We start from the raw sequence: 24703 nt of genomic DNA, 5'->3' as shown, positions 1-24703 counted from the left end.
TCAGTCCCGTGTCCCCTTGCGGCACGTTCACCGCCTCCGCCACGCCGTCGCCGCGATGCCCGCGAGCAGGCCGGCGGCCGCCACGCCCACGTGCCGCCACATCGACGGCAGGTCCCTGGTCGTCACCACCGGGTCGGGCGGCAGCCCGTACACCTCGGGCTCGTCCAGCAGCAGGAAGAACGCCCCCATGCCGCCCACGCCGTCGTCCGGGTCGCGGCCGTACAGGCGGGCGGAGGTCATCCCGGCCTCCTGCACCTGCCGCAGTCTGCGGTCGGCGCGCTCGCGCAGCTCGTCGAGGTCGCCGAACTGGATGGAGTCCGTCGGGCACGTCTTGGCGCAGGCCGGCTCCTCCCCGGCGGGCAGGCGGTCGTAGCACATCGTGCACTTGGCCGCGACGCCCGTGGTCTCCCGCTTGCCGATCACCCCGAACGGGCACGCCGGCACGCAGTAGCCGCAGCCGTTGCAGATGTCCTCCTGCACCACGACGGTGCCGTACTCGGTGCGGAACAACGATCCCGTCGGGCACACGTCGAGGCAGGCCGCCTGCGTGCAGTGCTTGCACACGTCGGAGGACATCAGCCAGCGGAAGTCCATGTCGCCGACGCCGGGCTCCTGGCGCCCCATCGGGGTGCGCTGCTCGACGAAGGCGACGTGCCGCCAGGTGTCGGCGCTCAACCCCACCGTGTTGTCGTACGACATGCCGGTGAAGTCCAGGCCGTCCTCGGGAACCTGGTTCCACTCCTTGCAGGCCACCTCGCACGCCTTGCACCCGATGCAGATGCTGGTGTCGGTGAAGAAGCCCACCCGGCTTCCGTTCAGCTGCTCGTCCAGGTCGAAGGCCATGTCCTCACGTCCCCATTCCGGTCTCGGCGGTCACGCCCGCCCGCCGCTGGTAGGACCTGACCAGCTCGGGCAGGTCGGGGCCACGCGGGCGCCGGCCCGGCCTGATGTCGGCGGCCAGGGCCTTGACCTCCTGGATGTGCGAGTTCGGGTCCAGCGAGATCGACGCCAGCTCGTTGGCCGCGTCGCCCCTGGCCATGCCGTTGGGTCCGTAGTGGAACGGCAGCCCGATCTGGTGCAGGACGCGTCCGTCCAGGTGCAGCGACGGCATCCGGTCGGTCACCATGACCCGTGCCTCGATCGCGTTGCGCGCGGTGATGATCGTCGCCCATGCGCCGTGCACGAGCCCCCGCTCGGCGGCCAGCTCCGGAGACACCTCGCAGAACATCTCCGGCTGCAGCTCCGACAGGTACGGCGTGAACCGGCTCATCCCGCCCGCCGTGAAGTGCTCGGTCAGCCGGTAGGTCGTGACCACGTACGGGTAGACCGTCGAGCCCGGCTCGTCGCCGCTGGGCTGGTAGCGGTTGTGCTCGTGCTCGTAGACCTTGCGCGACGGGTTGCGCTGGTGGCCGTAGAGCGGGTTGGCCACCGGCGAGTCCTGCGGCTCGTAGTGCGTCGGCAGCGGCCCGTCCACCACCCCGGCGGGCGCGAACAACCAGCCCTTGCCGTCGGCCTGCATGATGAACGGGTCGATGCCCGACAGCGCCTCCGGGCCCTGCGCGTCCGGCGGCGGCCGATAGCCGGGGCTCTTGCCCTCCTCGAAGTCGGGCACGTCGTGACCGGTCCACCGGCCGGCGGCCTCGTCCCACCAGACGAGCCGCTTGCGCTCGCTCCACGGGCTGCCGTCGGGCCGGGCCGAGGCCCGGTTGTACAGGATGCGCCGGTTGGCGGGCCAGGCCCACGCCCACTCGGCGGCGATCCAGTCCTGCTCGGTGTGCGGCTTGCGGCGGGCGGCCTGGTTGACGCCGTCGGCGTACACGCCGCAGTAGATCCAGCAGCCGCAACGGGTGGAGCCGTCGTCCTTGAGCGCGTGGTAGCCCGGCAGCGGCCGCCCCTGTTCGTCCCAGCCGTTGATCTCGGCCAGCACGGCCTCCGCCGACGGCTCGGCGCTCTCGCCGGTCACCGGGTAGTCCCAGGTGAGGTTGAGCACCGGCGCGTCCATCGGGTCCTGCGAGCCGGCCAGCTTCTCGCGGATGATGCGGCCGAGGTGGTACATGAACCACAGGTCGCTGCGCGCGTCGCCCTGCGGCTCGACCGCCTGGTGGTGCCACTGCAGCCACCGGTTGGTGTTGGTGAAGCTGCCGCTCTTCTCGGTGTGCGAGGCCGCCGGGAAGAAGAACACCTCCGTGCCGATGTCGGCCGTCTTCAGCTCGCCCGTCTCGATCTCCGGGCCGTCCTTCCACCAGGTCGCGCTCTCGATGAGGTTGAAGTCGCGCACCACCAGCCAGTCCAGGTTGGCCATGCCCAGGCGCTGCATCTTGGCGTTGGCCGAGCCCACCGCCGGGTTCTCGCCCAGCAGGATGAAGCCCTTGCAGACGCCCTTCAACTGCTCCAGCACGGTGTCGTACGTGCTGTGCGAGCCGGTCAGCCGGGGCAGCCAGCCGAAGCGGTAGTCGTTGTCCGGCTGGGCCGCATCGCCCCACCACGCCTTCAGCAGGCTGATCAGGTAGGCGGGCATGTTGGCCCAGAAGCCCTTGCGCGGCGCGTCGGCCTGCATGAACTCGTGCAGCCGCTCGTGCTCGTGCGCGTACGGCATCGGGATGTAGCCCGGCAGCAGGTTGAACAGCGTCGGGATGTCGCTCGATCCCTGGATGCTGGCGTGACCGCGCAGCGCCTGGATGCCGCCGCCGGGGCGGCCGATGTTGCCCAGCAGCAGCTGCAGGATGCTGGCCGCGCGGATGAACTGCGAGCCGTCGCTGTGCTGGGTCCAGCCGACCGCGTAGACGAACTCGGCGGTCTTGTCGGGCCCCGAGTTCTCCGTCAGGTGGCGGCAGACCTGCTCGAACAGGTGCTGCGGCACCCCGCACACCCGCTCCACCATCTCCGGCGTGTAGCGGGCGAAGTGGCGGCGCAGGATCTGCATGACGCAGCGCGGGTGGCGCAGCGTCTCGTCGCGCTGCGGGACGCCCTCCATCGGGGCGCCGGCGCTGCCGTGCGTCTCGGGACGGCCCGGCGGGACATGGCCCGCGCGCTCGTCGTACTCCTGGTCGCGCTGGCCGGAGGCGGGCACCGCTTCCATCCCGACGTACTGCCAGGAGTGCGTGTCGTACTCGCGGGTGCCGGGGTCGAAGCCGGAGAAGACGCCGTCCAGGTCCTCGGCGTCACGGTAGTCCTCGCGCAGGATCGTGGCGGCGTTGGTGTAGTTGAGCACGTATTCGCGGAAGTACAGCTCGTTCTCCAGGACGTAATTGATGATCCCGCCGACGAAGGCGACGTCGGCGCCGGCCCGGATGGGCACGTGCAGGTCGGCGAGCGCGCTCGTGCGGGTGAAGCGCGGGTCGACGTGGATGATGACCGCGCCGCGCGCCTTGGCCTCCATCACCCACTGGAAGCCCACCGGGTGCGCCTCGGCGAAGTTCGAGCCCTGGATGATCACGCAGTCGGAGTGCTGCAGGTCCTGCATGAACGTGGTCGCCCCGCCCCGCCCGAACGACGTGCCGAGGCCCACCACGGTCGAGCTGTGGCAGACGCGGGCCTGGTTCTCGATCTGCACCACGCCGAGCGACGTCAGCAGCTTCTTGATGAGGTAGTTCTCCTCGTTGTCCAGCGTGGCGCCGCCGAGGCTCGCGATCCCCATCGTGCGGTTGGTCCGCAGGCCGTCCTTCTCCTGCTCCCAGGTCTCGCGGCGGGTGGCGATGATCCGGTCGGCCACCATGTGCATGGCCCGGTCGAGCTCGATCTCCTGCCAGTCGGACCCGCCCGGCGGCCGGTAGAGCGCCTTGTGCTTGCGGCCGGAGCCGGTGGTGAGCTGGAGACTCGCCGCGCCCTTGGGGCACAGCCGGCCCCGGCTGACCGGCGAGTCGGGGTCGCCCTCGATCTGGACGACCCGGTCGTTCCGTACGTACACGTTCTGCGCGCAGCCCACCGCGCAGTACGGGCAGATCGACTTGACCACCCGGTCGGCGGTCTCCGTACGGGCTCTCAATGACGCGGTCCTGGCCGACTTCGCCGCTTCGCCCCGTGCCGTACGGTCCCTACCGGTCAGCTGCCGCAACAACGGCCACGCGAAATCCATGACACCCCCCGATGCCCCATGGCACGAGTCCTGCCCGGCAGGTCCGAGGGGAAAACCGGTCAGACGGGGTCAGAACACGCGGGAAGCCGCGTCGTCCCACGCGCCGGGATCACCGGACGGCTCGTAGCGGCGCAGCGGCTGCGTGGCGGCCACCAGCGCCCGCATCTCCGCCAGATCCGAGACCAGCCCGGCCGCGCGCGCCTGCACCAGCACGTTGCCGAGCGCGGTCGCCTCCGCGGGGCCCGCCACCACCGGCAGGCCGCAGGCGTCGGCGGTCAGCCGGCACAGCAGCTCGTTGCGTGAGCCACCGCCGACCAGGTGGACCACCTCCACCTTGCGGCCCGACAGCTCCATCGCCTGCCGCACGGCCCGCCGGTGCCCGAGCGCCAGGCTCTCCAGCACGCACCGCACGTACGCGGCGGGGGACGCCGGCGGGCGCTGACCGGTGCGGCGGCACTCGGCGGCGATCCTGGCCGGCATGTCGCCCGGCGGCAGGAACACGGGCTCGTCGGGGTTGACCACAGCGGCGAACGGCCGCTCCCGCTCCGCGGCGGCCAGCAGTTCGGCCAGGTCGGAGCCGGGCCAGGCGCGCAGGCACTCCTGCAGCAGCCACAACCCCATCACGTTGCGCAGATAGCGGACGGTGCCGTCGATGCCCGCCTCGTTGGTGAAGTTCGCGGCCCGGCTCTCGGGGGTCAGCACCGGCTCCGGCAGCTCGACCCCCGCCAGCGACCAGGTACCGCACGAGATGTAGGCGAAGGAGGAGCCCGTGGCGGGCACGGCGGCCACCGCCGAGGCCGTGTCGTGCGAGCCCACCGCCCGCACGGGCGCCGACCAGCCGATCTCGGCCGCCACGTGGCGCCGCATGCCGCCGACCGACTCACCCGGCTGCCGCAGCGGCGGGAAGATCCCGGACGGCAGGCCCAGCCGCTCGATCAGCGGTAGCGCCCACGACCGGGTGCGCACGTCGAGCAGGCCCGTGGTCGAGGCGTTGGTCACCTCGGCGCCCAGCTCGCCGGTCAGCCAGTAGCCGATCAGGTCGGGGATCAGCACCATCGCGGCCGCCCCGTCGAGCCGGTCGGCCAGCAGCTGGTAGACGGTGTTGAACGGCAGCACCTGCAGGCCGGAGACGTCGTACAGGGTCTCGGCGCCGACCGTCGCGGCCACCTGCTCGGCCACGCCGCGGGTGCGGTCGTCGCGGTAGTGCACCGGGTTGCCCAGCAGCGCGCCGCTCTCGTCGAGCAACCCGTAGTCGACCGCCCACGAGTCGACGCCGACGGAGGAGACGGGCCCCGCGTCGCGCAGGCCGGCCAGGATCTCGCGGTAGAGGCCGAGGACGTCCCAGTAGAGGCGGTCGGCCGCGCGTACCGGCCCGTTGGGGAAGCGGTGGACCTCGGTCAGCGTCAGCCCGTCGGACAGGTCGGCCAGCATGACACGGCCGCTGGAGGCGCCCAGGTCGACGGCGGCGAAACGACTGCTCATTGGGTGGACTCCCTGGCGACGAGCTCCGGCTGGAACATGATGTGCTGGTGCGCGTGCGTGTCGGGATTGTCGCACTCGTCCAGCAGAAGTTCGGTGGCGATGCGCCCGAGCTGGTAGGTCGGCTGGCGCATCGAGCTGAGCGACACCGCCGAGGCGGCGGCGAAGTCGATGTCGTCGTAGCCCATCAGCGCCACGTCGTCGGGCACCCGCACCCCCGAGCGCAGCAGCGCGCGCAGCACGCCGAGCGCCAGCAGGTCGTTGGCGCAGAAGACGGCCTCGGGCAGGCCGCCCGCGATGAGGTCGGCGGCGGCCTTCTCGCCGGCCCTGGCGGTCATCGTCGCGGTCTCGACCACCTTGAGGTCTTCCGGGGCGAGCCCGGCGGCCCGCATCGCGACCTTGGCGCCCTCGCGCCGCTCCACGCACTGCCGGATGGTCAGCGGGCCCGTCACGTACGCGAGGCTGCGCGCGCCCTTGGCCAGCAGGTGGGCGACGGCCGCCCGGCCGCCCGCGACGTCGTCGACCGCGACCGCGCACTGGTCGGGCCGGTGGGCCGGATGGTCGACCAGCACCACGCTGATGCCGTGCTCGCGCAGCCGGTCGATCCGGGACGGGTCCTCGCCGGAGGGCGTGATCAGCACGCCGCGCACGCGATGCTCGGCCAGCACCCGCAGGTTGCGGTCCTCCTTGTCGGGCGAGCCCGCCGAGTTGCCCAGGATCACGGCGTAGCCCAGCTCGCTGACGACGTCCTCGACCCCGGCGGCGACCTCGGTGAAGAACGGGTTGCCGATGTCGATCACGCTCAGGCCGATCGTCCTGCTGTGGCCGGCACGCAGCGTGGAGGCCGAGCCGTGACGGACGAAGCCCAGCTCGTCGATGGCCGCCTCCACGCGCTCCCGCGTCGCGGGAGCGACCTTGCCCGGCCGGTTCAGTACGTTGGAGACCGTGCCGGGGGAGACGCCGGCGCGAGCGGCGACCTCCTTGATGCTGACCATGGCCATGAAGACTCATTAAAACGTAACAACGAATGCTGCGCCAGCCGTGCGTCCGTATCGCGGTCGGCGCGGGGACGGCCCTGGAAACCCGCACGTGAGTGCTCCCGTGTCGGTGAGGAACGTTTTAATCCGGTTTCTCGCCGATCATCGCTCCGGCGTGCGGGTGAGTGCGTTAAAACGTGTCACCCGATTCCGGCCTCCGGCCACGGCGTCCAAGGCGGGAAGCGCATTGACAGCGGGCACCGGGAATCATAGTTTCCTGCACGAGGATTAAAACGTTTTGAAGAGGAGTGCCGTGCAACGCGTCTGCTTCCTGCTGAAAGTCCGCCCGGACCGGCTGGCGGAGTACCGCGAACGCCACCGGGACGTCTGGCCCGAGATGCGAGAGGCGCTGTCGCGCACCGGCTGGCACAACTACTCGCTCTTCCTCAGGGACGACGGCCTGCTCGTGGGCTACCTGGAGACCGAGGACTTCGAGGCCGCGAAGAAGGCGATGGCCGAGACCGACGTCAACGCCCGCTGGCAGGCCCACATGGCGCCGTTCTTCGAGGGCATCGACGGGCGCCCCGACGAGAACAAGGTCCCGCTCGAAGAAATCTTCCACCTGGACTGATCGGGGAGTGATGACTGACATCAAGGCCGCGCTGCGCGCGCAGCGCATCGAGACGCCGTCCTGGGCGTACGGCAACAGCGGCACGAGGTTCAAGGTGTTCGCGCAGAAGGGCGTGCCGAGGGACCCGTACGAGAAGCTGGCCGACGCCGCCCAGGTGCACGCCCACACCGGGATCGCCCCCACGGTGGCCCTGCACATCCCGTGGGACAAGGTGGACGACTACGCCGACCTGGCCCGGCACGCCCGTGACCTGGGCGTCGGCATCGGAGCGATCAACTCCAACGTCTTCCAGGACGACGACTACATGCTCGGCAGCGTCACCCATCCGTCGGCGGGGGTGCGCAGGAAGGCCACCGACCACCTGCTGGAGTGCGTGGACATCATGGACGCCACCGGCTCCGACACGCTCAAGCTGTGGTTCTCCGACGGCCTCAACTACCCGGGCCAGGACGACATCAGGGCCCGCCAGGACCGCCTGGCCGACTCCCTCGCCGAGGTCTACGCCCGGCTCGGCGACGGCCAGCGCTTCCTGCTGGAGTACAAGCTGTTCGAGCCCGCCTTCTACGCCACCGACGTGCCCGACTGGGGCACCGCGTACGCCCACTGCGTCAAGCTCGGCCCCAAGGCGCAGGTCGTCGTCGACACCGGCCACCACGCGCCGGGCACCAACATCGAGTTCATCGTGGCGTTCCTGCTGCGCGAGGGGAAGCTCGGCGGCTTCGACTTCAACTCCCGCTTCTACGCCGACGACGACCTCATGGTGGGCGCGGCCGATCCGTTCCAGCTGTTCCGCATCATGTACGAGGTCGTGCGCGGCGGCGGTCTCGACCCTGAGACGGGCGTGGCGTTCATGCTCGACCAGTGCCACAACATCGAGCCCAAGATCCCGGGCCAGATCCGCTCGGTCATGAACGTGCAGGAGGCGACCGCCAAGGCGCTGCTCGTCGACCGCGAGGCGCTGGCCGCCGCGCAGGGCGAGGGCGACGTGCTCGGCGCGAACGCCGTCGTCATGGACGCCTACAACACCGACGTGCGGCCGCTGCTCGCCGAGCTGCGCGAGGAGATGGGCCTCGCGCCCGACCCGATGGCCGCGTACGCCAAGTCCGGATATTTCGAGAAGATCGCCGCCGAGCGCGTCGGCGGCACACAGGCCGGCTGGGGGGCCTAGCACCACCATGAACAATCCAGTGAAGGAACTGCTCGACCGCTCCCACCGCCTGGGCGCCGACCCGCGCAACACCAACTTCGCGGGCGGCAACACCTCGGCCAAGGGCGCCGCCACCGACCCGGTCACCGGCGAGGACGTGGAGCTGCTCTGGGTCAAGGGCTCGGGCGGCGACCTCGGCACCCTGAAGGAGACGGGCCTCGCCGTCCTGCGCCTCGACCGGCTGCGCGCCCTCAAGGGCGTCTACCCGGGCATGGCGCGCGAGGACGAGATGGTGGCGGCCTTCGACTACTGCCTGCACGGCAGGGGCGGGGCCGCGCCGTCGATCGACACCGCCATGCACGGCCTGGTCGAGGCCGCGCACGTCGACCACCTGCACCCCGACGCCGGCATCGCCCTGGCCACCGCGGCCGACGGCGAGGAGCTGACCCGCCGGATCTTCGGCGACCGGGTCGTGTGGGTGCCGTGGCGGCGGCCGGGCTTCCAGCTCGGCCTCGACATCGCCTCCATCAAGGACGCCAACCCGCAGGCCATCGGCTGCGTCCTCGGCGGCCACGGCATCACCGCGTGGGGCTCGACGTCGCAGGAGTGCGAGGCCCGCTCGCTGGAGATCATCCGCACCGCGGAGGCGTATCTGGCCGAGCACGGCCGCCCCGACCCGTTCGGCCCGGTGGTGTACGACACGCTGCCCGAGGCCGAGCGGCACGAGCGCGCCGCCGCGCTGTTCCCGATCGTCCGGGGCCTGGCCTCGGCCGACGTGCGCGTGGTCGGCCATTACACCGACACGCCCGAGGTGCTCGACTTCCTCGCGCGCGCCGAGCACCCGAGGCTGGCGGCGCTGGGCACGTCCTGCCCCGATCACTTCCTGCGCACGAAGGTGGCGCCGCTGGTGCTCGACCTGCCGCCGGACGCGCCGCCGGAGCGGGCCGCCGAACGGCTGCGCGAGCTGCACGCCGCCTACCGCGCCGAGTACACCGCCTACTACGAGCGGCACGCCACCCCCGACTCGCCGCCCATGCGCGGCGCGGACCCGGCGATCGTGCTGGTGCCGGGCGTCGGCATGTTCTCCTTCGGCAAGGACAAGCAGACCGCGCGGGTGGCCGGCGAGTTCTACGTCAACGCGATCAACGTCATGCGCGGCGCCGAGTCCGTCTCCACGTACGCCCCCATCCCCGAGTCGGAGAAGTTCCGGATCGAGTACTGGGAGTTGGAGGAGGCCAAGCTCCGCCGCATGCCCAAGCCGAAGCCCCTGGCCACCCGGGTCGCGCTGGTGACCGGCGGCGGCTCGGGCATCGGCGCGGCGACCGCCCGCCGGCTGGCCGCCGAGGGCGCCTGCGTGATCGTGGCCGACCGCGACCTCGGCGCGGCCGAGAAGGTGGCCGCGGAGATCGGCGCGGGGGCGTACCGCGTGTCGGACGTCGCGGTGGCCGTCGGCGCGGACGTCACCTCGGAGGAGCAGGTCGTCGCAGCCGTGCGCGCGGGTGTGCTGGCCTTCGGCGGGATCGACCTCGTCGTCAACAACGCCGGCCTGTCGCTGTCGCGCTCGCTGCTGGAGACCACGCTGGCCGACTGGGACCTGCAGCACGACGTCATGGCTCGCGGCTCGTTCCTGGTCTCCCGGGAGACCGCCAGGATCATGATCGATCAGGCCATGGGCGGCGACGTCGTCTACATCTCCTCGAAGAACTCCGTCTTCGCCGGCCCGAACAACGTCGCCTACGGCGCCGCCAAGGCCGACCAGGCCCACCAGGTACGCCTCCTCGCGGCCGAGCTGGGCGCCCACGGCATCCGCGTCAACGGCATCAACCCTGACGGCGTCGTGCGCGGCTCCGGCATCTTCGCCTCGGGCTGGGGCGCCAACCGGGCCAAGGTGTACGGGGTGGAGGAGGAGAGGCTCGGCGAGTTCTACGCCCAGCGCACCCTGCTCAAGCGCGAGGTCCTGCCCGAGCACGTGGCCGCGGCCGTCTTCGCCCTCACCGGCGGCGACCTCGCCCAGACCACTGGCCTGCACATCCCGGTGGACGCCGGCGTCGCAGCCGCCTTCCTGCGCTGACCCGGCACGCCCTCCACGGGCCGCCGTGACCCCGTCACGGCGGCCCTTCGCATGTGTTGCCTCACTCACAAGAAGGTGTGGCGTCGTGTGCAGCGGATATGAAACCCCTCATGTGCCCGCCTCCTCCCCTCGCTTCATGCCCGGGGGTGACCTGACCACGGCTTGCATATTCATCCTGCACAGTGCATCATCTTAAGAAGCAAGCAAGGTCATAAGTAGATATGCATAATCATGCAGGAGGGCCGATGAGGGCAGCCATCGCGGGAGCCAGCGGCTACGCGGGAGGTGAGCTGCTCCGCCTCCTGCTCGGCCATCCCGAGCTCGAGATCGGCGCGCTGACCGCCGCGTCCAGCGCCGGCGGACTTCTCGGCGCCCGCCAGCCGCACCTGCCGCAGCTCGCCCACCGCGCCATCGAGGAGACCTCCGCCGACACGCTCGCCGGCCACGACGTCGTCTTCCTGGCCCTGCCGCACGGCCACTCGGCCGCCGTCGCCGCGCAGCTCGGCGAGGAGACGATCGTGGTCGACTGCGGCGCCGACCACCGGCTCGCCGACCCGGCCGCCTGGCAGGAGTTCTACGGCGGCGAGCACGCCGGCACCTGGCCGTACGGGCTGCCCGAGCTGCCCGGTCAGCGCGACGTGCTGAGCAAGGCCACCCGCATCGCCGTCCCCGGCTGTTACCCGACGTCCGTCCTGCTGGCGCTGTTCCCGGCGTTCGCCGCCGGCCTGGCCGAGCCCGACGTGGTCGTGGTCGCCGCCAGCGGCACCAGCGGGGCCGGCAAATCGCTCAAGCCCAACCTGCTCGGCAGCGAGGTCATGGGCTCCGTGAGTGCCTACTCCGCGGGCGGCGTCCACCGGCACACCCCCGAGATGGAGCAGGGCCTGACCGCCGTCGCGGGCGCGCCCGTCCGGGTGTCGTTCACGCCGACGCTGGCTCCCATGAGCCGCGGCATCCTGGCCACCTGCACCGCCCCCGCCGCGCCCGGCGTCACCAAGGAGTCGCTGCGCTCGGCGTACGAGGCCGCGTTCAAGGGCGAGCCGTTCGTCCGGCTGCTGCCCGAGGGCGTCTGGCCGGCCACCTCCATGACCTACGGCGCCAACACCGCCGCCCTGCAGGTGGCGCTCGACGAGCGCGCGGGCCGGGTGATCGCCGTCATCGCCATCGACAACCTCACCAAGGGCACGGCCGGGGGCGCGATCCAGAGCGTCAACCTCGCCCTCGGCCTGCCGGAAGAGCTCGGCCTTCCCCTGACAGGAGTCGCCCCATGAGCGTTACCGCCCCTCTAGGTTTCCGGGCCGCGGGCGTGGCCGCCGGCATCAAGGCTGGCGGCTCCCGTGACCTGGCCCTCGTCGTCAACGACGGGCCGAGCCGCGCCGCCGCGGGCGTCTTCACCGCCAACCGCGTCAAGGCCGCCCCCGTGCTGTGGTCGCAGCAGGTCCTGTCCGGCGGGCGGCTGCGGGCGGTGGTGCTCAACTCCGGCGGTGCCAACGCCTGCACCGGCCCCGAGGGCTTCCAGGACACCCACACCACCGCCGAGAAGGTCGCCGAGGCGCTGGAAGACTCCGCGGGCGAGATCGCCGTCTGCTCCACCGGCCTCATCGGCGAGCGGCTGCCGATGGACGCGCTGCTGTCCGGTGTCGAGACCGCCGCCGGCCAGCTCTCCCGCGACGGCGGCCTGGCGGCGGCCGACGCGATCCGCACCACCGACACCGTCTCCAAGATCTCCTTCAAGCGGGCGGCCGGCTACATGGTCGGCGGCATGGCCAAGGGCGCCGGCATGCTCGCCCCCGCGCTGGCCACCATGCTCTGCGTCATCACCACCGACGCCGACCTGACCAGTGACGAGCTCGACACCGTGCTGCGCCGGGCCACCTCCACGACGTTCGACCGGCTCGACACCGACGGCTGCATGTCCACCAACGACACCGTGCTGCTGCTGGCCAGCGGCGCCTCCGGGGTCAGGCCCGACCTCGCGGAGTTCGAGCAGAAGGTCACCGAGGTCTGCGCCGACCTGGCCAGGCAGCTCCTCGTCGACGCCGAGGGCGCCACCAAGGCCATCGCCATCGAGGTCGTCGGCGCCGCCTCCGAGGACGACGCGGTCAAGGTCGGCCGCGTGGTCGCCCGTTCCAACCTGCTCAAGTGCGCCATCCACGGCGAAGACCCCAACTGGGGCCGCGTGCTGGCCGCCGTCGGCACCACCGACGCGGTGTTCGAGCCCGACCGGCTCAACGTCGCCATCAACGGCATCTGGATCTGCCGCGGCGGCGCGGTCGGCGACGACCGCTCCAAGGTCGACATGCGCCCCCGCGACGTGACCATCACCATCGACCTGTCGGCCGGCCCGCACACCGCGACGGTGCACACCACCGACCTGACGGCCGACTACGTCCACGAGAACTCGGCGTACTCGTCATGAGGGCCGCCACCGCGCAGTCGAAGGCCGAGACGCTCATCGAGGCGCTGCCCTGGCTGACCCGCTTCCACGGCGCCACCGTCGTCATCAAGTACGGCGGCAACGCCATGACCGACGAGGTGCTCAAGGAGGGCTTCGCCGAGGACGTCGTCTTCCTGCACCAGGTGGGCCTGCGCCCGGTCGTCGTGCACGGCGGCGGCCCGCAGATCAGCAGCGCCCTCGACCAGCTGGGCATCGAGTCCACGTTCACCGCCGGCCTGCGCGTCACCACGCCCGAGGCCATGCAGGTCGTCCGGATGGTCCTGGTCGGCCAGGTCGGCCGCGACATCGTGGGCCTGGTCAACCGGCACGGCCCGTTCGCCATCGGCATGTCCGGCGAGGACGCCCACCTGTTCACGGCCGTGCGCAAACACGCGGTCGTCGACGGCGAGCCCGTCGACATCGGGCAGGTCGGCGAGATCATCAAGGTCGACGCGGGCGCCGTGCGCGCCCTCATCGACGACGGCCGCATCCCGGTCGTCTCCAGCGTGGCCAGGGGCGACGACGGCGAGATCTACAACGTCAACGCCGACACCGCCGCCGCCGCGCTCGCCGTCGAGCTCCAGGCCCAGAAGCTCATCGTCCTCACCGACGTCGAGGGCCTGTACGCCAACTGGCCCGACGACACCGACGTCATCGACTCGCTCACCGGCGACGAACTCGAGGCGCTCATGCCCACCCTCTCCAGCGGCATGGTCCCGAAAATGGGGGCATGCCTGACGGCCGTCCAGGGCGGAGTGCCGCAGGCGCACGTCCTCGACGGCCGCGTGCCCCACTCACTGCTGCTGGAGATCTTCACCAATGAAGGAATCGGAACGATGGTGATGCCCTGATGAGTCTGTACGACAGGTTCGAGCAGGCCTTCATGCCCAACTACGGCGTCCCGCCGATCGCGCTCGCGCGCGGCGAAGGAGCCCGCGTGTGGGACGTCGACGGCCGGCCCTACCTCGACTTCATCGCCGGCATCGCGACCAGCTCGCTCGGCCACGCCCACCCCGCCCTGGTGGAGGCCGTCTCGCGCCAGGTCGCCACCATCGCCCACACCAGCAACCTGTTCCTGCACGAGCCGGAGGTGCTGCTCGCCGAGCGCCTGCTCGACCTGCTGAACGCCCCCGCCCGGGTGTTCTTCGCCAACTCCGGCACCGAGGCCAACGAGGCCGCCTACAAGCTGGCCCTCAAGTACGGCCGGCGCGAGGGCCGCTCGTTCTTCGTGGCCGCCGAGAACGGCTTCCACGGCCGCACGATCGGCGCCCTGTCCCTGACCGGCAAACCGTCGATCCGCGACCAGTTCGGCCCGTTCCCGGTCGACGTGCGCTTCGTCCCCTACGGTGACGCCGCCGCGCTCAAGGAGGCCGTCACCGGCGACTGCATCGCGGTCTTCCTGGAGCCCACGCAGGGCGAGGCCGGCGTGGTGCCGCCGCCCGAGGGCTACTTCGAGGCCGCCCGCGAGATCTGCGACTCGACCGGCGCGCTGCTGGTGGCCGACGAGATCCAGTCCGCGATCGGCCGTACCGGCCACTGGTTCGCCCACCAGGCCGAGGGCGTCACCCCCGACATCCTCACCCTGGCCAAGGGCCTGGGCGGCGGGATGCCGATCGGCGCCTGTGTCGGGTTCGGCGACGCGGGCAAACTGTTCGACAAGGGCGACCACGGATCGACGTTCGGCGGCAACCCGGTCTCGTGCGCCGCGGCCCTGGCCGTGCTCGACAACGTCGACCTCGACCACGTCAAGACGGTGGCCGCGCGGCTGCGCACCGGCCTGGAGTCCGTCGCCCACCCGCTGCTGAAGGGCGTGCGCGGGCGCGGCCTGTGGCTGGCCGCGGTGCTGGCCGAGCCCCGCTCGGCCGACCTGCAGCGGGCCGCCGCCGAGGCCGGTTTCCTGGTCAACGCCCTGCAGCCGGACGCGGTCCGCATCGCGCCCCCGCTGGTGGTGACGGCGGAGGAGATCGACTCCTTCGTCGCCGCCTTCCCCGCGATCCTCCAGGAGGCGGCCAAGTGAGCCCCAGGCACTTCCTGCGCGACGACGACCTCACCCCCGGCGAGCAGGCGGAGGTGCTGGAGCTGGCCGCCGCGATGAAGAAGGACCGGTTCGGCTACCGGCCCTTCGAGGGCCCCCGGACGGTCGCCGTGCTGTTCGACAAGCCGTCGGCCCGCACGCGCGTGTCCTTCCACACCGGCATCGGCGAGCTCGGCGGCCTGCCGCTGGTCGTCGACAACGTCTCGGCGCTCATGGGCCGCGGCGAGCCGCCCGCCGACCTCGCCCGGGTGCTGGGGCGGCAGGTCGCCGCCATCGTCTGGCGCACCACCGGCCAGCACCTCATCGAGGAGATGGCCGCCCACTCGCGGGTGCCCGTGGTCAACGCGCTCACCGACGACTTCCACCCGTGCCAGATCCTCGCCGACCTGCAGACGGTCCACGAGCAGCTCGGCCGCACCGCCGGAGTCACCTTCACGTACGTGGGCGACGGCGCCAACAACATGGCCCACTCCTACCTGCTCGGCGGCGCCACGGCCGGTATGCACGTCCGCATCGCCGCTCCGGCCGGCTACCAGCCCGACGCGGTCATCCTCGACCGGGCCGCCGCCATCGCCGCGCAGACGGGCGGCTCGGTGATCGCGCTGTCCGACCCGGCCGCCGCCGTCGAGGGCGCCCACGTGGTCGCCACCGACACCTGGGTCTCGATGGGCCAGGACGGCAAGGAGGAACGGGTCAAGGCGCTCATGCCGTACCAGGTGAACGCCGAGCTGCTGGAGCAGGCCGCCTCCGACGCGATCGTGCTGCACTGCCTGCCCGCCTACCGGGGCTACGAGATCACCGAGGACGTCCTCGAAGGCCCGCGGAGCGTCGTGTGGGACCAGGCGGAGAACCGCCTGCACGCCCAGAAGGCGCTGCTGCACTGGCTGGTGCAGCGACGATGACCATCCCGATGACCAAGGCGGCGCGGCAGGCGAAGATCACCGAGCTGCTCATGCGGCAGGCCGTGCGCTCCCAGCCGGAGCTGGCCAAGCTGCTCGCCGAGAGCGGGGTCGAGGTCACCCAGGCCACGCTCTCGCGCGACCTCGACGAGCTCGGCGCGCTCAAACTGCGCGCCGACGACGGCTCCCTGGTGTACGCGCTGCCGGGGGAGGGCGGGGGCCGCATCCCGCTCACCCGGGTGGGCACCGGCGAGTCCCCCGACGCGCGGCTGCATCGCATCGCGGAGGAACTGCTGGTCGGGGCCGAGGCGTCGGCCAACCTGGTCATCGTGCGGACGCCCCCGGGGGCGGCCCAGTTCCTGGCCTCCGCCATCGACCACGCCGACTGGCACTCCATCCTCGGCACGGTGGCGGGCGACGACACGATCCTGGTCATCAGCCGCGACCCGAGCGGCGGCCAGGCGCTCGCCGAGGCGCTGCTGCGGGCTGCCGACCGACGAAGCACCACCTGATATTTCAGGAGAAGAAGGAAATGCCGGACAGAGTAGTACTCGCGTATTCCGGCGGCCTCGACACCTCGGTCGCCATCCCGTACCTCGCCGAGAAGATGGACGCCGAGGTCATCGCCGTCGCGCTCGACCTCGGCCAGGGCGGCGAGGACATGGAGGACATCCGCAAGCGCGCCCTCGACTGCGGCGCCGCCGAGTCGGTCGTGGTGGACGCCAGGGAGGAGTTCGCCGCCGACTTCTGCGTGCCCGCCCTGCGGGCCAACGCCCTCTACATGGACCGATACCCGCTCGTCTCGTCGCTGTCGCGCCCGCTCATCGTCAAGCACCTGGTGGCCGCGGCCCGGCGGCTCGGCGGCACGATCGTCGCCCACGGCTGCACCGGCAAGGGCAACGACCAGGTCCGCTTCGAGGCGGGCCTGTCCGCCCTGGCCCCCGAGCTGCGGGTCGTCGCGCCCGCCCGCGACTTCGCCTGGACACGCGACAAGGCCATCGAGTACGCCGAGGCCAGGGGCCTGCCCATCGAGACGTCGAAGAAGAACCCGTTCTCCATCGACCAGAACCTCTGGGGCCGCGCCATCGAGACCGGCTTCCTCGAGGACATCTGGAACGGCCCCAGCGAGGACGTCTACGCCTACACCGCCGACCCGGCCACGCCGCGCGAGCCCGACGAGGTCGTCATCACGTTCGACGAGGGCGTCCCGGTGGCCGTCGACGGCCGCGCGCTGACACCGTACGAGGTGGTCGACGAGCTCAACAGACGCGCGGGAGCCCAGGGCGTGGGCCGCGTCGACCTGGTCGAGGACCGCCTGGTGGGCATCAAGTCGCGCGAGGTCTACGAGGCGCCCGGCGCCATGACGCTCATCACCGCCCACATGGAGCTGGAGAACGTCACGGTCGAACGCGACCTGGCCCGCCACAAGCGAGGCGTGGACCAGCGCTGGGGCGAGCTGGTCTACGATGGCCTGTGGTTCTCGCCGCTCAGGAGGGCGCTCGACGCGTTCATCGCCGAGGCGCAGCGGCGCGTCAGCGGCGACATCAGGATGACGTTGCACGGCGGCAGGGCGGTCGTGACCGGCCGCCGCTCCGGCGACTCCCTGTACGACCACTCGCTGGCGACGTACGACACGGGCGACGCCTTCGACCAGTCGCAGGCCAAGGGGTTCGTGGAGCTCTTCTCCCTGCCCGCTAAGATCGCCGCCGCGCGAGACGCCAAGAAGGACTGACGTGCACTATGGTCGCGGTGGACGAGAAGGAGAACACGGTGAGTGATGGCAAGCCGATGCGGCTGTGGGGCGGGCGCTTCGAAGGGGGCCCGTCCGACGCGCTGACCCGGCTGTCGGTGAGCGTGCATTTCGACTGGCGGCTGGTGCCGTACGACCTGGCGGCGTCCAGGGCGCACGCCCGCGTGCTGCACAGGGCGGGGCTGCTGAGCGACGACGAGCTCGAGCGCATGATCGGCGCGCTCGGCGACCTGGAGCAGGCGTGCAAGGCGGGTGAGTTCCGGCCGACCGTGGCCGACGAGGACGTGCACACCGCGCTGGAGCGCGGCCTGCTGGAGCGGCTCGGCTCGCTCGGCGGCAAGCTGCGCGCCGGTCGCTCGCGCAACGACCAGATCGCCACCGACCTGCGCCTCTACCTCCGCGACCACGCCCGCACGATCGTCTCGCGCCTGGTCGAGCTGGAGACGGCGCTGATGGCCCAGGCCGAGCAGCACGCCGAGACGGCCGCGCCCGGCATGACCCACCTGCAGCACGCGCAGCCGGTCTCCTTCGGCCACCAGCTGCTGGCCCACGTGCACGCCTTCGCCCGCGACATCGACCGCCTCATCGACTGGGACAAGCGCGCCGCGGTCTCCCCGCTCGGCTCGGGCGCGCTGGCCGGCTCGTCGCTGCCGCTCGACCCGCAGGCCGTGGCCGCCGAGCTCGGCTTCTCCGCCGCCGCCCCCAACTCGATGGACGCCGTCGCCGAGCGCGACTTCGCCGCCGAGTTCCTCTTCGACGCGGCCATGATCGGCGTCCACCTGTCGCGGCTGGGCGAGGAGATCGTCCTGTGGGCCTCGCAGGAGTTCCGCTGGATCGAGATGGACGACGCCTACTCCACCGGCTCGTCGATCATGCCCCAGAAGAAGAACCCCGACGTCGCCGAGCTGGCCCGCGGCAAGTCCGGCCGCCTTATCGGAAACCTGATGTCGCTGCTGACGACGCTCAAGGGCCTGCCGCTGACCTACAACCGCGACCTGCAGGAGGACAAGGAGCCCGTCTTCGACTCCGTCGACACCCTCTTGCTGGTCCTGCCCGCGATGGCCGGCCTGATCGCCACCATGCGGGTCAACACCGCCCGCCTGGAGGCCTCAGCCCCCGACGGGTTCGCCCTGGCCACCGACCTGGCCGAGCTGCTGGTGCGGCGCGGAGTGCCCTTCCGCGAGGCGCACGAGGCCGTGGGCCACCTCGTGGTGTGGTGCCAGGTCAACGACAAGGACCTCGGCGAGCTCACCGACGACGAGCTGGCCAAGGTGTCGCCGCACCTGACGCCCGACGTCCGCGACGTGCTCAACGTGCCGGGCGCCCTGGCCGCGCGCAAGGCCTACGGCGGCACCGCCCCCGACCGGGTCCGCGACCAGCTCGTCGCGCTCGGCGAGGCGGTCGACGCGCAGGCGGCATGGGCGGCGGGCAGCTGAGCTCGGCCCCGCTGCCGCGGAGCTTCTTCGAACGGCCGTCCCACGAGGTGGCGCCCGACCTGCTCGGGCGCGTCCTCGTGCACGGTCCCGTCGCCGTGCGCCTGACCGAGGTCGAGGCGTACGGCGGCCCAGGCGAGGACCCGGCGGCCCACACCTACCGCGGCAAGACGCCGCGCAACGCCGTCATGTTCGGGCCCCCGGGCCACCTGTACGTGTACTTCACCTACGGCATGCACTTCTGCGCCAATCTCGTGTGCCTGCCCGAGGGCTTCGGCTCCGCCGTGCTGCTGCGGGCCGGTGAGGTGGTGGCCGGGCTGGAGGAGGCCCGCGCCCGCCGCTCGTCCGCCCGCCGCGTGCCCGACCGCGACCTGGCCCGCGGCCCCGCCCGCCTGACCATGGCCTTGAGCCTCGCCCGCGAGCACAACGGCCTCGACGCCGTACGCGAGGGCCTGGCCGCCGGGCAGCCGCATCAGGCCGCCGCCGTGCTGGAGGGCCTTCCCGCCGGCCCAGAGCTGATCAGGTCAGGTCCGCGCACCGGCATCTCGACGGCCAAGGAGACCCCCTGGCGGTTCTGGATCGACGGCGACCCGACCGTCTCGCCGTACCGCGCTCACGTGCCGCGCCGCCGCAACGCGGCCGCCACCTCCGTCGGGGAGGTGCCCAGCTCGTGAGGGCTGAAGATGTGCAAGTTGTCGCCGGTGTCGATCTCCAGCATCTCGCTGCGCAGCCCCCAGCGCCTGCGTACGTCGACCTTGATGTCCCAGATCGCCTCCCACGGCACGTGGCGCTTGCCGGCGAACCCGTGCACGACCGTGATGCCGCTCTCGTCGGCGCTCAGCCGTACGGGCACCAGCAGATCGCGCAGCGCCATCGCGCCCAGCAGCACGGTCGCCGGCACGGCCAGGATCACGCCGCGCAGGTCGTCCTCGAACCACCAGAAAACGCCGAGCCCGGCGCACACCAGAGCCCCTAAGATCTTGAAAGCGGCCAGCTCTCGACGGACCCTCCACATGGCTGCACAGCGTATCCAAGTGGCGGGCATCCGCACGGATCGGGCAGGCTAAAGGCATCGTCATCCAACCCAGGAAGCCATCACCGTGACCGACATCATCGACGACCTCGCGTGGCGGGGCCTGATCGCACAGTCCACCGACCTCGACGCCCTGCGCTCGGCCATGGCCAAGGGTCCCATCACGGTGTATTCCGGCTTCGACCCGACGGCGGCGTCGCTGCACGTCGGCCACTTCGTGCCGCTGCTCACGCTGCGCCGCCTCCAGCTCGCCGGCCACCGCCCGATCGGCCTGGTCGGCGGCGCCACCGGCCTGATCGGTGACCCGAGCGGCCGCAACACCGAGCGTTCGCTGAACGCCACCGAAGTGGTCGAGGAGTGGGTCGAGCGGCTGCGCGGCCAGGTCGGCAGGTTCCTCGACTTCGACGCCCAGCCGAACGCCGCCCTCATGGTGAGCAACCTCGACTGGACGGGTCAGCTGAGCGCCATCGACTTCCTGCGCGACATCGGCAAGCACTTCCCGGTCAACCGCATGCTGGCCAGGGAGTCGGTCTCGGCGCGCCTGGCGGGCGAGGGCCTGAGCTACACCGAGTTCAGCTACCAGATCCTCCAGGCCAACGACTACCTGGAGCTCTACCGCCGCTACAACTGCACGCTGCAGGTCGGCGGCAGCGACCAGTGGGGCAACATCACCGCGGGCGCCGACCTCGTGCGCCGCGTCGAGGGCGGACACGTGCACGCGCTGACCGTGCCGCTGATCACCAAGGCCGACGGCACCAAATTCGGCAAGACCGCGGGCGGCGCGCTGTGGCTCGACCCGGAGATGACCTCCCCATACGCCTTCTACCAGTACTTCCTCAACGCCGACGACCGCGACGTGATCCACTACCTCAAGGTGTTCACGTTCAAGAGCCGCGAGGAGATCGAGGAGCTGGAGAAGGCCGTGGCGGAGCGCCCGTTCGCCCGTGAGGCGCAGCGCGCGCTGGCGGAGGACCTGACCGAGCTGCTGCACGGCCCGGCCGAGCTGGCCGCGGTGGTGGCCGCGTCCAAGGCGCTGTTCGGACAGGGCGCGCTGGAGGAGCTGCCGGCCGCGACCCTGGCGGCGGCGCTGGCCGAGGTGCCCAAGGCCGTGGTGCCCGCGCTCGGCGCGCCGCTGATCGACCTGATGGCCGACAGCGGGCTGGTCGAGTCCAAGTCGGCCGCGCGCCGCGTGGTGAAGGAGGGCGGCGCGTACCTCAACAACGTCAAGATCACCGACGAGTCGTACGCGCCGACCGCCGACGACCTGCTGGCCGGGCGTTTCCTGGTGCTGCGCCGGGGCAAGAAGTCGATCGGCGGTGTCGAGGTCGGCTGATCTCTCTGATCACGACGGGCCTTCCCCTGGCGGGAAGGCCCGTTTCATGTGCGGGTGAACAGCGCGACCGTGAGCCCCGGCAGGTCGCCGGAGTGCTTGGCCAGGCTCAGCTCGTACCCGGCCTGCTCCACCTCATCGACCCGCGGCAGGCCGTCACCCTCCAGGCCCGACTGTTTCGTGCCGCGCCACACGACCCAGACCCGCTCACGACCGTCCAGCGCGGCAGAGACATCGGAGCGCTCGGGATAGCCGAACCCGTCGGGCTCCGGCGCGTCCCCGGTGCGCAGCACGTCCACGGGCATCAGCGAGTCGGCGTAGTAGTCGAAGCCGGTGCGCAGCTGGCTCTGGCCGTACACGATCGCGTCCTCCGGCTCTGCCTTGATCACGCGAAGCGCCCACGGGATGTTCTCGAACCGGCCGTTCTCCTCGCGTATCTCGACGTGGTCAGGGAAGGCCAGCGCGCAGCCGAGCGCCACGACCGCGATCCCCGCCACCACGGAGAGCCTCGGCAGGCACGCCACCGCCAGCCCGGCCAGCAGCGCCAGCGCCGGTGCGGTCACGAACAGGTACCGGTCCACGTACACCGGCGTCACCAGGTGCGAGACCGCGAGCAGCAGCACCGGCGGGAGCACCAGCCACCCCGTCAGCACGAACGCCCACATCCCCGCGCCCGCCCGCTCGCGCCGCGCCGTACACAGCAACGCCGCCCCGGCCAGCGCCATCGCGAACAGCAGGATCCCGAGGCCGGTGGTCCCCGCCGCCATCTTGGGGAACTTGAGCCACACCTCGGGCCCCCGCTGCGGGATCCAGCTGATCGCGTGCCGCTCGCCGTACCCGATCAATCCCAGCACGGCCGCCGGCACGCACCCCGCGGCCAGCGCGGCGGCCATCCGTCCCAGCACATCTCTCCGCACGAGCAGGAGCTGGGCGGGCAGGACGAGCACCGCGAACAGGTGCGTGGAGCACACCAGCGCCACCGCCACCCCGTACGCCGCCCACCGCCGGCCGCAGGGCCGCTCGAGAGCCCGGTGCAGCGCCCAGAACGTGAACACCACCGCCGCGGCGGCGAACGCGTACGACCGGGCGAAAGCCCCGTAGTAGGACACCGAGGGCAGGATTGCGAAGATCGCGGCGGCGATCACGCCGGCTCGTGTGCTGTGCAGGCGGCGCCCGAGATCCGCCAGCAGCCAGGCCGCCACCCCGATGGCCACCGCGGACGGAAGCCGCAGCCACAGCTCCGCCGTGCCCGCCTTCACCCACAGGTGCATGAACAGGTAGTACGGCAGGAAATGCCCGTCGATGTGCCGCGCCAGCTCGAACATCCCCGACAACGACCTGGTCGCGGCGCTGATGGTGGCCAGTTCGTCGCCGTTGAGCGTCGCGCCGCCGTTGCCCGAGAACGCCGCGGCCCCGGCGAGCAACCCCATCCACCAGCGGGCGTAGGCACGCGGACGGGCGACGGCACGGGCCGGGGGAGCGAGGGTGGCGGCAGAGGTCACCGGGGCAGGATACGCAACATAGGGTCTTCAACATGGCGAATGTGATCGTGTTCGACCTTTACGGTGTTATCGCGCGGGTCCAGACGCCCGAGGCGCGGCAGCGGATCGTGGAGCTGGCGGGCGTGCCGGAGGAGCGGTTCTGGCAGGCGTACTGGGACTGCCGCCCGCCGTACGACGCCGGCCAGGACGGGCCCGCGTACTGGGCCGAGGTGGCCGCCCGGCTCGGCACGCGCTTCGCCGACGTGCCGGCGCTGATCGCCGCCGACCTGGACAGCTGGTGCCACGTGGACCCCGCCATGGTGGAGGTCGTGCACGAGCTGGCCGACGCGGGACACCGGCTCGGCCTGCTGTCGAACATCATCGAGGACCTGGTGCCCGTCTGGGAGACGCGGCACGGAGAGTGGCTGGGGCGCTTCGCGTCGCTCACGTACTCGTGCCGGATCGGGGTCGCGAAGCCGGAGCGGCGGGCGTACGAGATCTGCGCGGAACGCCTGGGCGTGAGCCCCGGGGACGTGCTGTTCTTCGACGACCGGGAGGCGAACGTGGTGGCGGCCAGGGAAGCGGGTATGGCGGCCGAGGTGTTCGAGTCACCCGAGCAGGTGCGCGCACGCGTCCTGCATTCACCGTTCGGCGCCTCCCGCTAGCACGAGCAACGCGGCCAGGGCGGCGTCTTTGTGATCACGCGTCCACGGCGACCCGGCCCGCGCACGCAGGCCGTCGACCCGCGCTGTGACATCGGCGCCCAGCGCCCGGGCGGCGGTGTCGCGCACCTCCTTGAAGTCGTACCGGCTCACCGCCAGCCCTTCGCACCGCGCCGCCTTCTGCAGCGCCTCGTGATAGAGCTCGCCCTCCGCCCCGTGCAGATAGTGATGCTTGGCCGGCACTTCGGTGAGGACACGGGGCAGCGCCATCCTGCCGGAGCCGACCGCGCCCAGGTCGAGCGCGACGCCGGCCACGTCGTGTCCCGCCTCCGCCAGCTCGTGGACCGCCGCGGAAAGGGCGTCCTGCGCCGCCGTACGGGCCGCCTCCTCCACCCGGGCGATCAGCTCCGCGGCCGCGTCGAGGTCGAGCCCGGCGGCGGCGTGGTACGGCTGTCCGGGCAGCGATGGGTCGTCGAGCGATGTCGCCCGCTCACGCAGCAGCAGCTCAGGGGCGCCGGCTCCGCCTCCGATCGCCACCAGCACGGCCCACCCGCAGTGGTCTCTCACGCCGAGCGCGGTCGTCGCCACACCGGCTCGCCGCCCATGCTCCTCACTCACGTTCTGCACTCCCGCTCACTCACGTTCTGCACTCCCGCTCGCGGCTCCGGCAAGACCCCGAACGGTCAGACTTCGGCACCGCGGCCGTCCTACCGGTTACAGGCGTATGGCGCGCCGGTGACGCCGTTCTCACATCTCCGCGCGGGGCGATTTGACGTGTCGCGGATCGCGACCTAATCTTTCACTTCGCCCCGGGAGTGAGCCGGACGCCGATCAGGCGGACGGGCCCCAGGGCAAAGCCCTTTGACATGACGAGCCAATCCGGCGGAGTCGCTTCGGCGTGCTTTCGCAGGACCGTCTCCGGGCCTCCGTCGAACTCGCCGAATAATCGGTTGATTCGACACGGGCCGGGTGACACGGTAAGTTACGAGGGTTGCCCCGGAACGGGGCGAACAATCTTGGCGGATCTGATCGGCTCTCGGCAAACCTCCGGGTTTGACAGAGAATAGATGGATCTGATAAGATTGCGGAGTACGAGATAGCGCCTCCGCGCCGGATCTTCTCGAAGGTTCAGACCGGAAGTACGCGTCCGTTTCTTGAGAACTCAACAGTGTGTTAAAAGCCAGTGCATGATTTTCATGCAACACCTCGTCAAAGAGATTGTTTGACGGTTTTGCTTGGACGAAGTTTCCAAACATCATTTGGAGA

At 71.3% G+C, this 24703-nt stretch carries 21 protein-coding genes; 14 read left to right on the top strand and 7 right to left on the bottom strand.

The window, feature by feature from the left end; genetic code table 11:
* Positions 1-27 precede the first annotated feature (27 nt).
* The 4 genes from E1286_RS14510 to E1286_RS14495 all read right to left on the bottom strand — a co-directional run bounded on the left by E1286_RS14510 (position 28) and on the right by E1286_RS14495 (position 6555).
* The gene (locus E1286_RS14510; protein ID WP_132612651.1) at positions 28-843 is read right to left on the bottom strand and encodes a 4Fe-4S dicluster domain-containing protein; all 816 of its coding nucleotides are present in this window, start codon (positions 841-843) and stop codon (positions 28-30) included.
* Positions 844-847: 4 nt separating this feature from the next.
* Positions 848-4075 (bottom strand): formate dehydrogenase, encoded by a 3228-nt coding sequence (gene fdh / locus E1286_RS14505; protein WP_132612649.1) that lies wholly within the window; start codon positions 4073-4075, stop codon positions 848-850.
* Between the two features lie 69 nt (positions 4076-4144).
* Positions 4145-5557: a rhamnulokinase gene (locus E1286_RS14500; RefSeq protein ID WP_132612647.1), complete on the bottom strand. Its 1413-nt coding sequence runs from the start codon at positions 5555-5557 to the stop codon at positions 4145-4147.
* Positions 5554-6555 carry a LacI family DNA-binding transcriptional regulator gene (locus E1286_RS14495; protein WP_132612645.1) on the bottom strand — a complete coding sequence of 334 codons (1002 nt, stop codon included), beginning with the start codon at positions 6553-6555 and terminating at the stop codon, positions 5554-5556. Before E1286_RS14495 ends, E1286_RS14500 begins: the two co-directional genes overlap by 4 nt.
* 289 nt (positions 6556-6844) lie before the next feature.
* On the opposite strand from E1286_RS14495, the gene E1286_RS14490 reads away from it, so the two are divergent.
* From E1286_RS14490 to E1286_RS14435, 12 genes are all read left to right on the top strand, one after another.
* Positions 6845-7162: an L-rhamnose mutarotase gene (locus tag E1286_RS14490; RefSeq protein WP_132612643.1), complete on the top strand. Its 318-nt coding sequence runs from the start codon at positions 6845-6847 to the stop codon at positions 7160-7162.
* A gap of 10 nt (positions 7163-7172) precedes the next feature.
* Positions 7173-8330 carry an L-rhamnose isomerase gene (gene rhaI, locus E1286_RS14485; RefSeq protein WP_132612641.1) on the top strand — a complete coding sequence of 386 codons (1158 nt, stop codon included), beginning with the start codon at positions 7173-7175 and terminating at the stop codon, positions 8328-8330.
* A 7-nt stretch (positions 8331-8337) separates the two neighbouring features.
* Positions 8338-10380, top strand: a complete 2043-nt coding sequence (locus E1286_RS14480; RefSeq protein WP_132612639.1) for a bifunctional aldolase/short-chain dehydrogenase — start codon at positions 8338-8340, stop codon at positions 10378-10380.
* Between the two features lie 245 nt (positions 10381-10625).
* Entirely contained in the window at positions 10626-11648 is a 1023-nt protein-coding gene (argC, locus tag E1286_RS14475; RefSeq protein WP_132612637.1) for an N-acetyl-gamma-glutamyl-phosphate reductase, read from the top strand.
* Positions 11645-12796, top strand: a complete 1152-nt coding sequence (gene argJ / locus E1286_RS14470) for a bifunctional glutamate N-acetyltransferase/amino-acid acetyltransferase ArgJ (protein ID WP_132612635.1) — start codon at positions 11645-11647, stop codon at positions 12794-12796. The genes argC and argJ overlap by 4 nt, the downstream gene beginning before the upstream one ends.
* The gene (gene argB, locus E1286_RS14465) at positions 12793-13665 is read left to right on the top strand and encodes an acetylglutamate kinase (protein ID WP_132612633.1); all 873 of its coding nucleotides are present in this window, start codon (positions 12793-12795) and stop codon (positions 13663-13665) included. The genes argJ and argB overlap by 4 nt, the downstream gene beginning before the upstream one ends.
* On the top strand, positions 13665-14831 hold the full coding sequence (locus tag E1286_RS14460) for an acetylornithine transaminase (RefSeq protein ID WP_132612631.1): 1167 nt from the start codon (positions 13665-13667) through the stop codon (positions 14829-14831). Before argB ends, E1286_RS14460 begins: the two co-directional genes overlap by 1 nt.
* On the top strand, positions 14828-15751 hold the full coding sequence (gene argF / locus E1286_RS14455; RefSeq protein WP_132612629.1) for an ornithine carbamoyltransferase: 924 nt from the start codon (positions 14828-14830) through the stop codon (positions 15749-15751). The genes E1286_RS14460 and argF overlap by 4 nt, the downstream gene beginning before the upstream one ends.
* Positions 15748-16260: an arginine repressor gene (locus tag E1286_RS14450; RefSeq protein ID WP_132612627.1), complete on the top strand. Its 513-nt coding sequence runs from the start codon at positions 15748-15750 to the stop codon at positions 16258-16260. Before argF ends, E1286_RS14450 begins: the two co-directional genes overlap by 4 nt.
* Positions 16261-16280: 20 nt before the next feature.
* Positions 16281-17480 (top strand): argininosuccinate synthase, encoded by a 1200-nt coding sequence (locus E1286_RS14445; RefSeq protein WP_132612625.1) that lies wholly within the window; start codon positions 16281-16283, stop codon positions 17478-17480.
* An 8-nt stretch (positions 17481-17488) separates the two neighbouring features.
* Positions 17489-18934, top strand: a complete 1446-nt coding sequence (gene argH / locus E1286_RS14440) for an argininosuccinate lyase (protein ID WP_132612623.1) — start codon at positions 17489-17491, stop codon at positions 18932-18934.
* Positions 18916-19605: a DNA-3-methyladenine glycosylase gene (locus E1286_RS14435; RefSeq protein WP_132612621.1), complete on the top strand. Its 690-nt coding sequence runs from the start codon at positions 18916-18918 to the stop codon at positions 19603-19605. The genes argH and E1286_RS14435 overlap by 19 nt, the downstream gene beginning before the upstream one ends.
* Here E1286_RS14435 and E1286_RS14430 read toward each other — a convergent pair.
* A complete protein-coding gene (locus E1286_RS14430; RefSeq protein ID WP_132612619.1) occupies positions 19545-19946 on the bottom strand; it encodes a PH domain-containing protein in 402 nt (133 codons plus the stop codon). The genes E1286_RS14435 and E1286_RS14430 overlap by 61 nt on opposite strands.
* Positions 19947-20031: 85 nt before the next feature.
* Between E1286_RS14430 and tyrS the strand changes: the two genes are divergently transcribed.
* A complete protein-coding gene (tyrS, locus tag E1286_RS14425; RefSeq protein ID WP_132612617.1) occupies positions 20032-21297 on the top strand; it encodes a tyrosine--tRNA ligase in 1266 nt (421 codons plus the stop codon).
* A gap of 44 nt (positions 21298-21341) precedes the next feature.
* On the opposite strand, the gene E1286_RS51265 is transcribed toward tyrS, so the two are convergent.
* Positions 21342-22796 carry a glycosyltransferase family 39 protein gene (locus tag E1286_RS51265; RefSeq protein WP_281282678.1) on the bottom strand — a complete coding sequence of 485 codons (1455 nt, stop codon included), beginning with the start codon at positions 22794-22796 and terminating at the stop codon, positions 21342-21344.
* Between the two features lie 32 nt (positions 22797-22828).
* On the opposite strand from E1286_RS51265, the gene E1286_RS14415 reads away from it, so the two are divergent.
* Positions 22829-23440 carry an HAD family hydrolase gene (locus E1286_RS14415; RefSeq protein ID WP_132612615.1) on the top strand — a complete coding sequence of 204 codons (612 nt, stop codon included), beginning with the start codon at positions 22829-22831 and terminating at the stop codon, positions 23438-23440.
* Here the strand turns inward: E1286_RS14415 and E1286_RS14410 are convergent.
* Positions 23417-24055, bottom strand: a complete 639-nt coding sequence (locus E1286_RS14410) for a hypothetical protein (protein WP_132612613.1) — start codon at positions 24053-24055, stop codon at positions 23417-23419. The two genes, E1286_RS14415 and E1286_RS14410, sit on opposite strands and share 24 nt — an antisense overlap.
* Positions 24056-24703: the final 648 nt, after the last annotated feature.

Origin of the sequence: Nonomuraea terrae, from assembly GCF_004348995.1 — a bacterium.
Classification (GTDB): Bacteria; Actinomycetota; Actinomycetes; order Streptosporangiales; family Streptosporangiaceae; genus Nonomuraea; species Nonomuraea terrae.
This window is presented reverse-complemented; position numbering and strand designations above follow the sequence as displayed.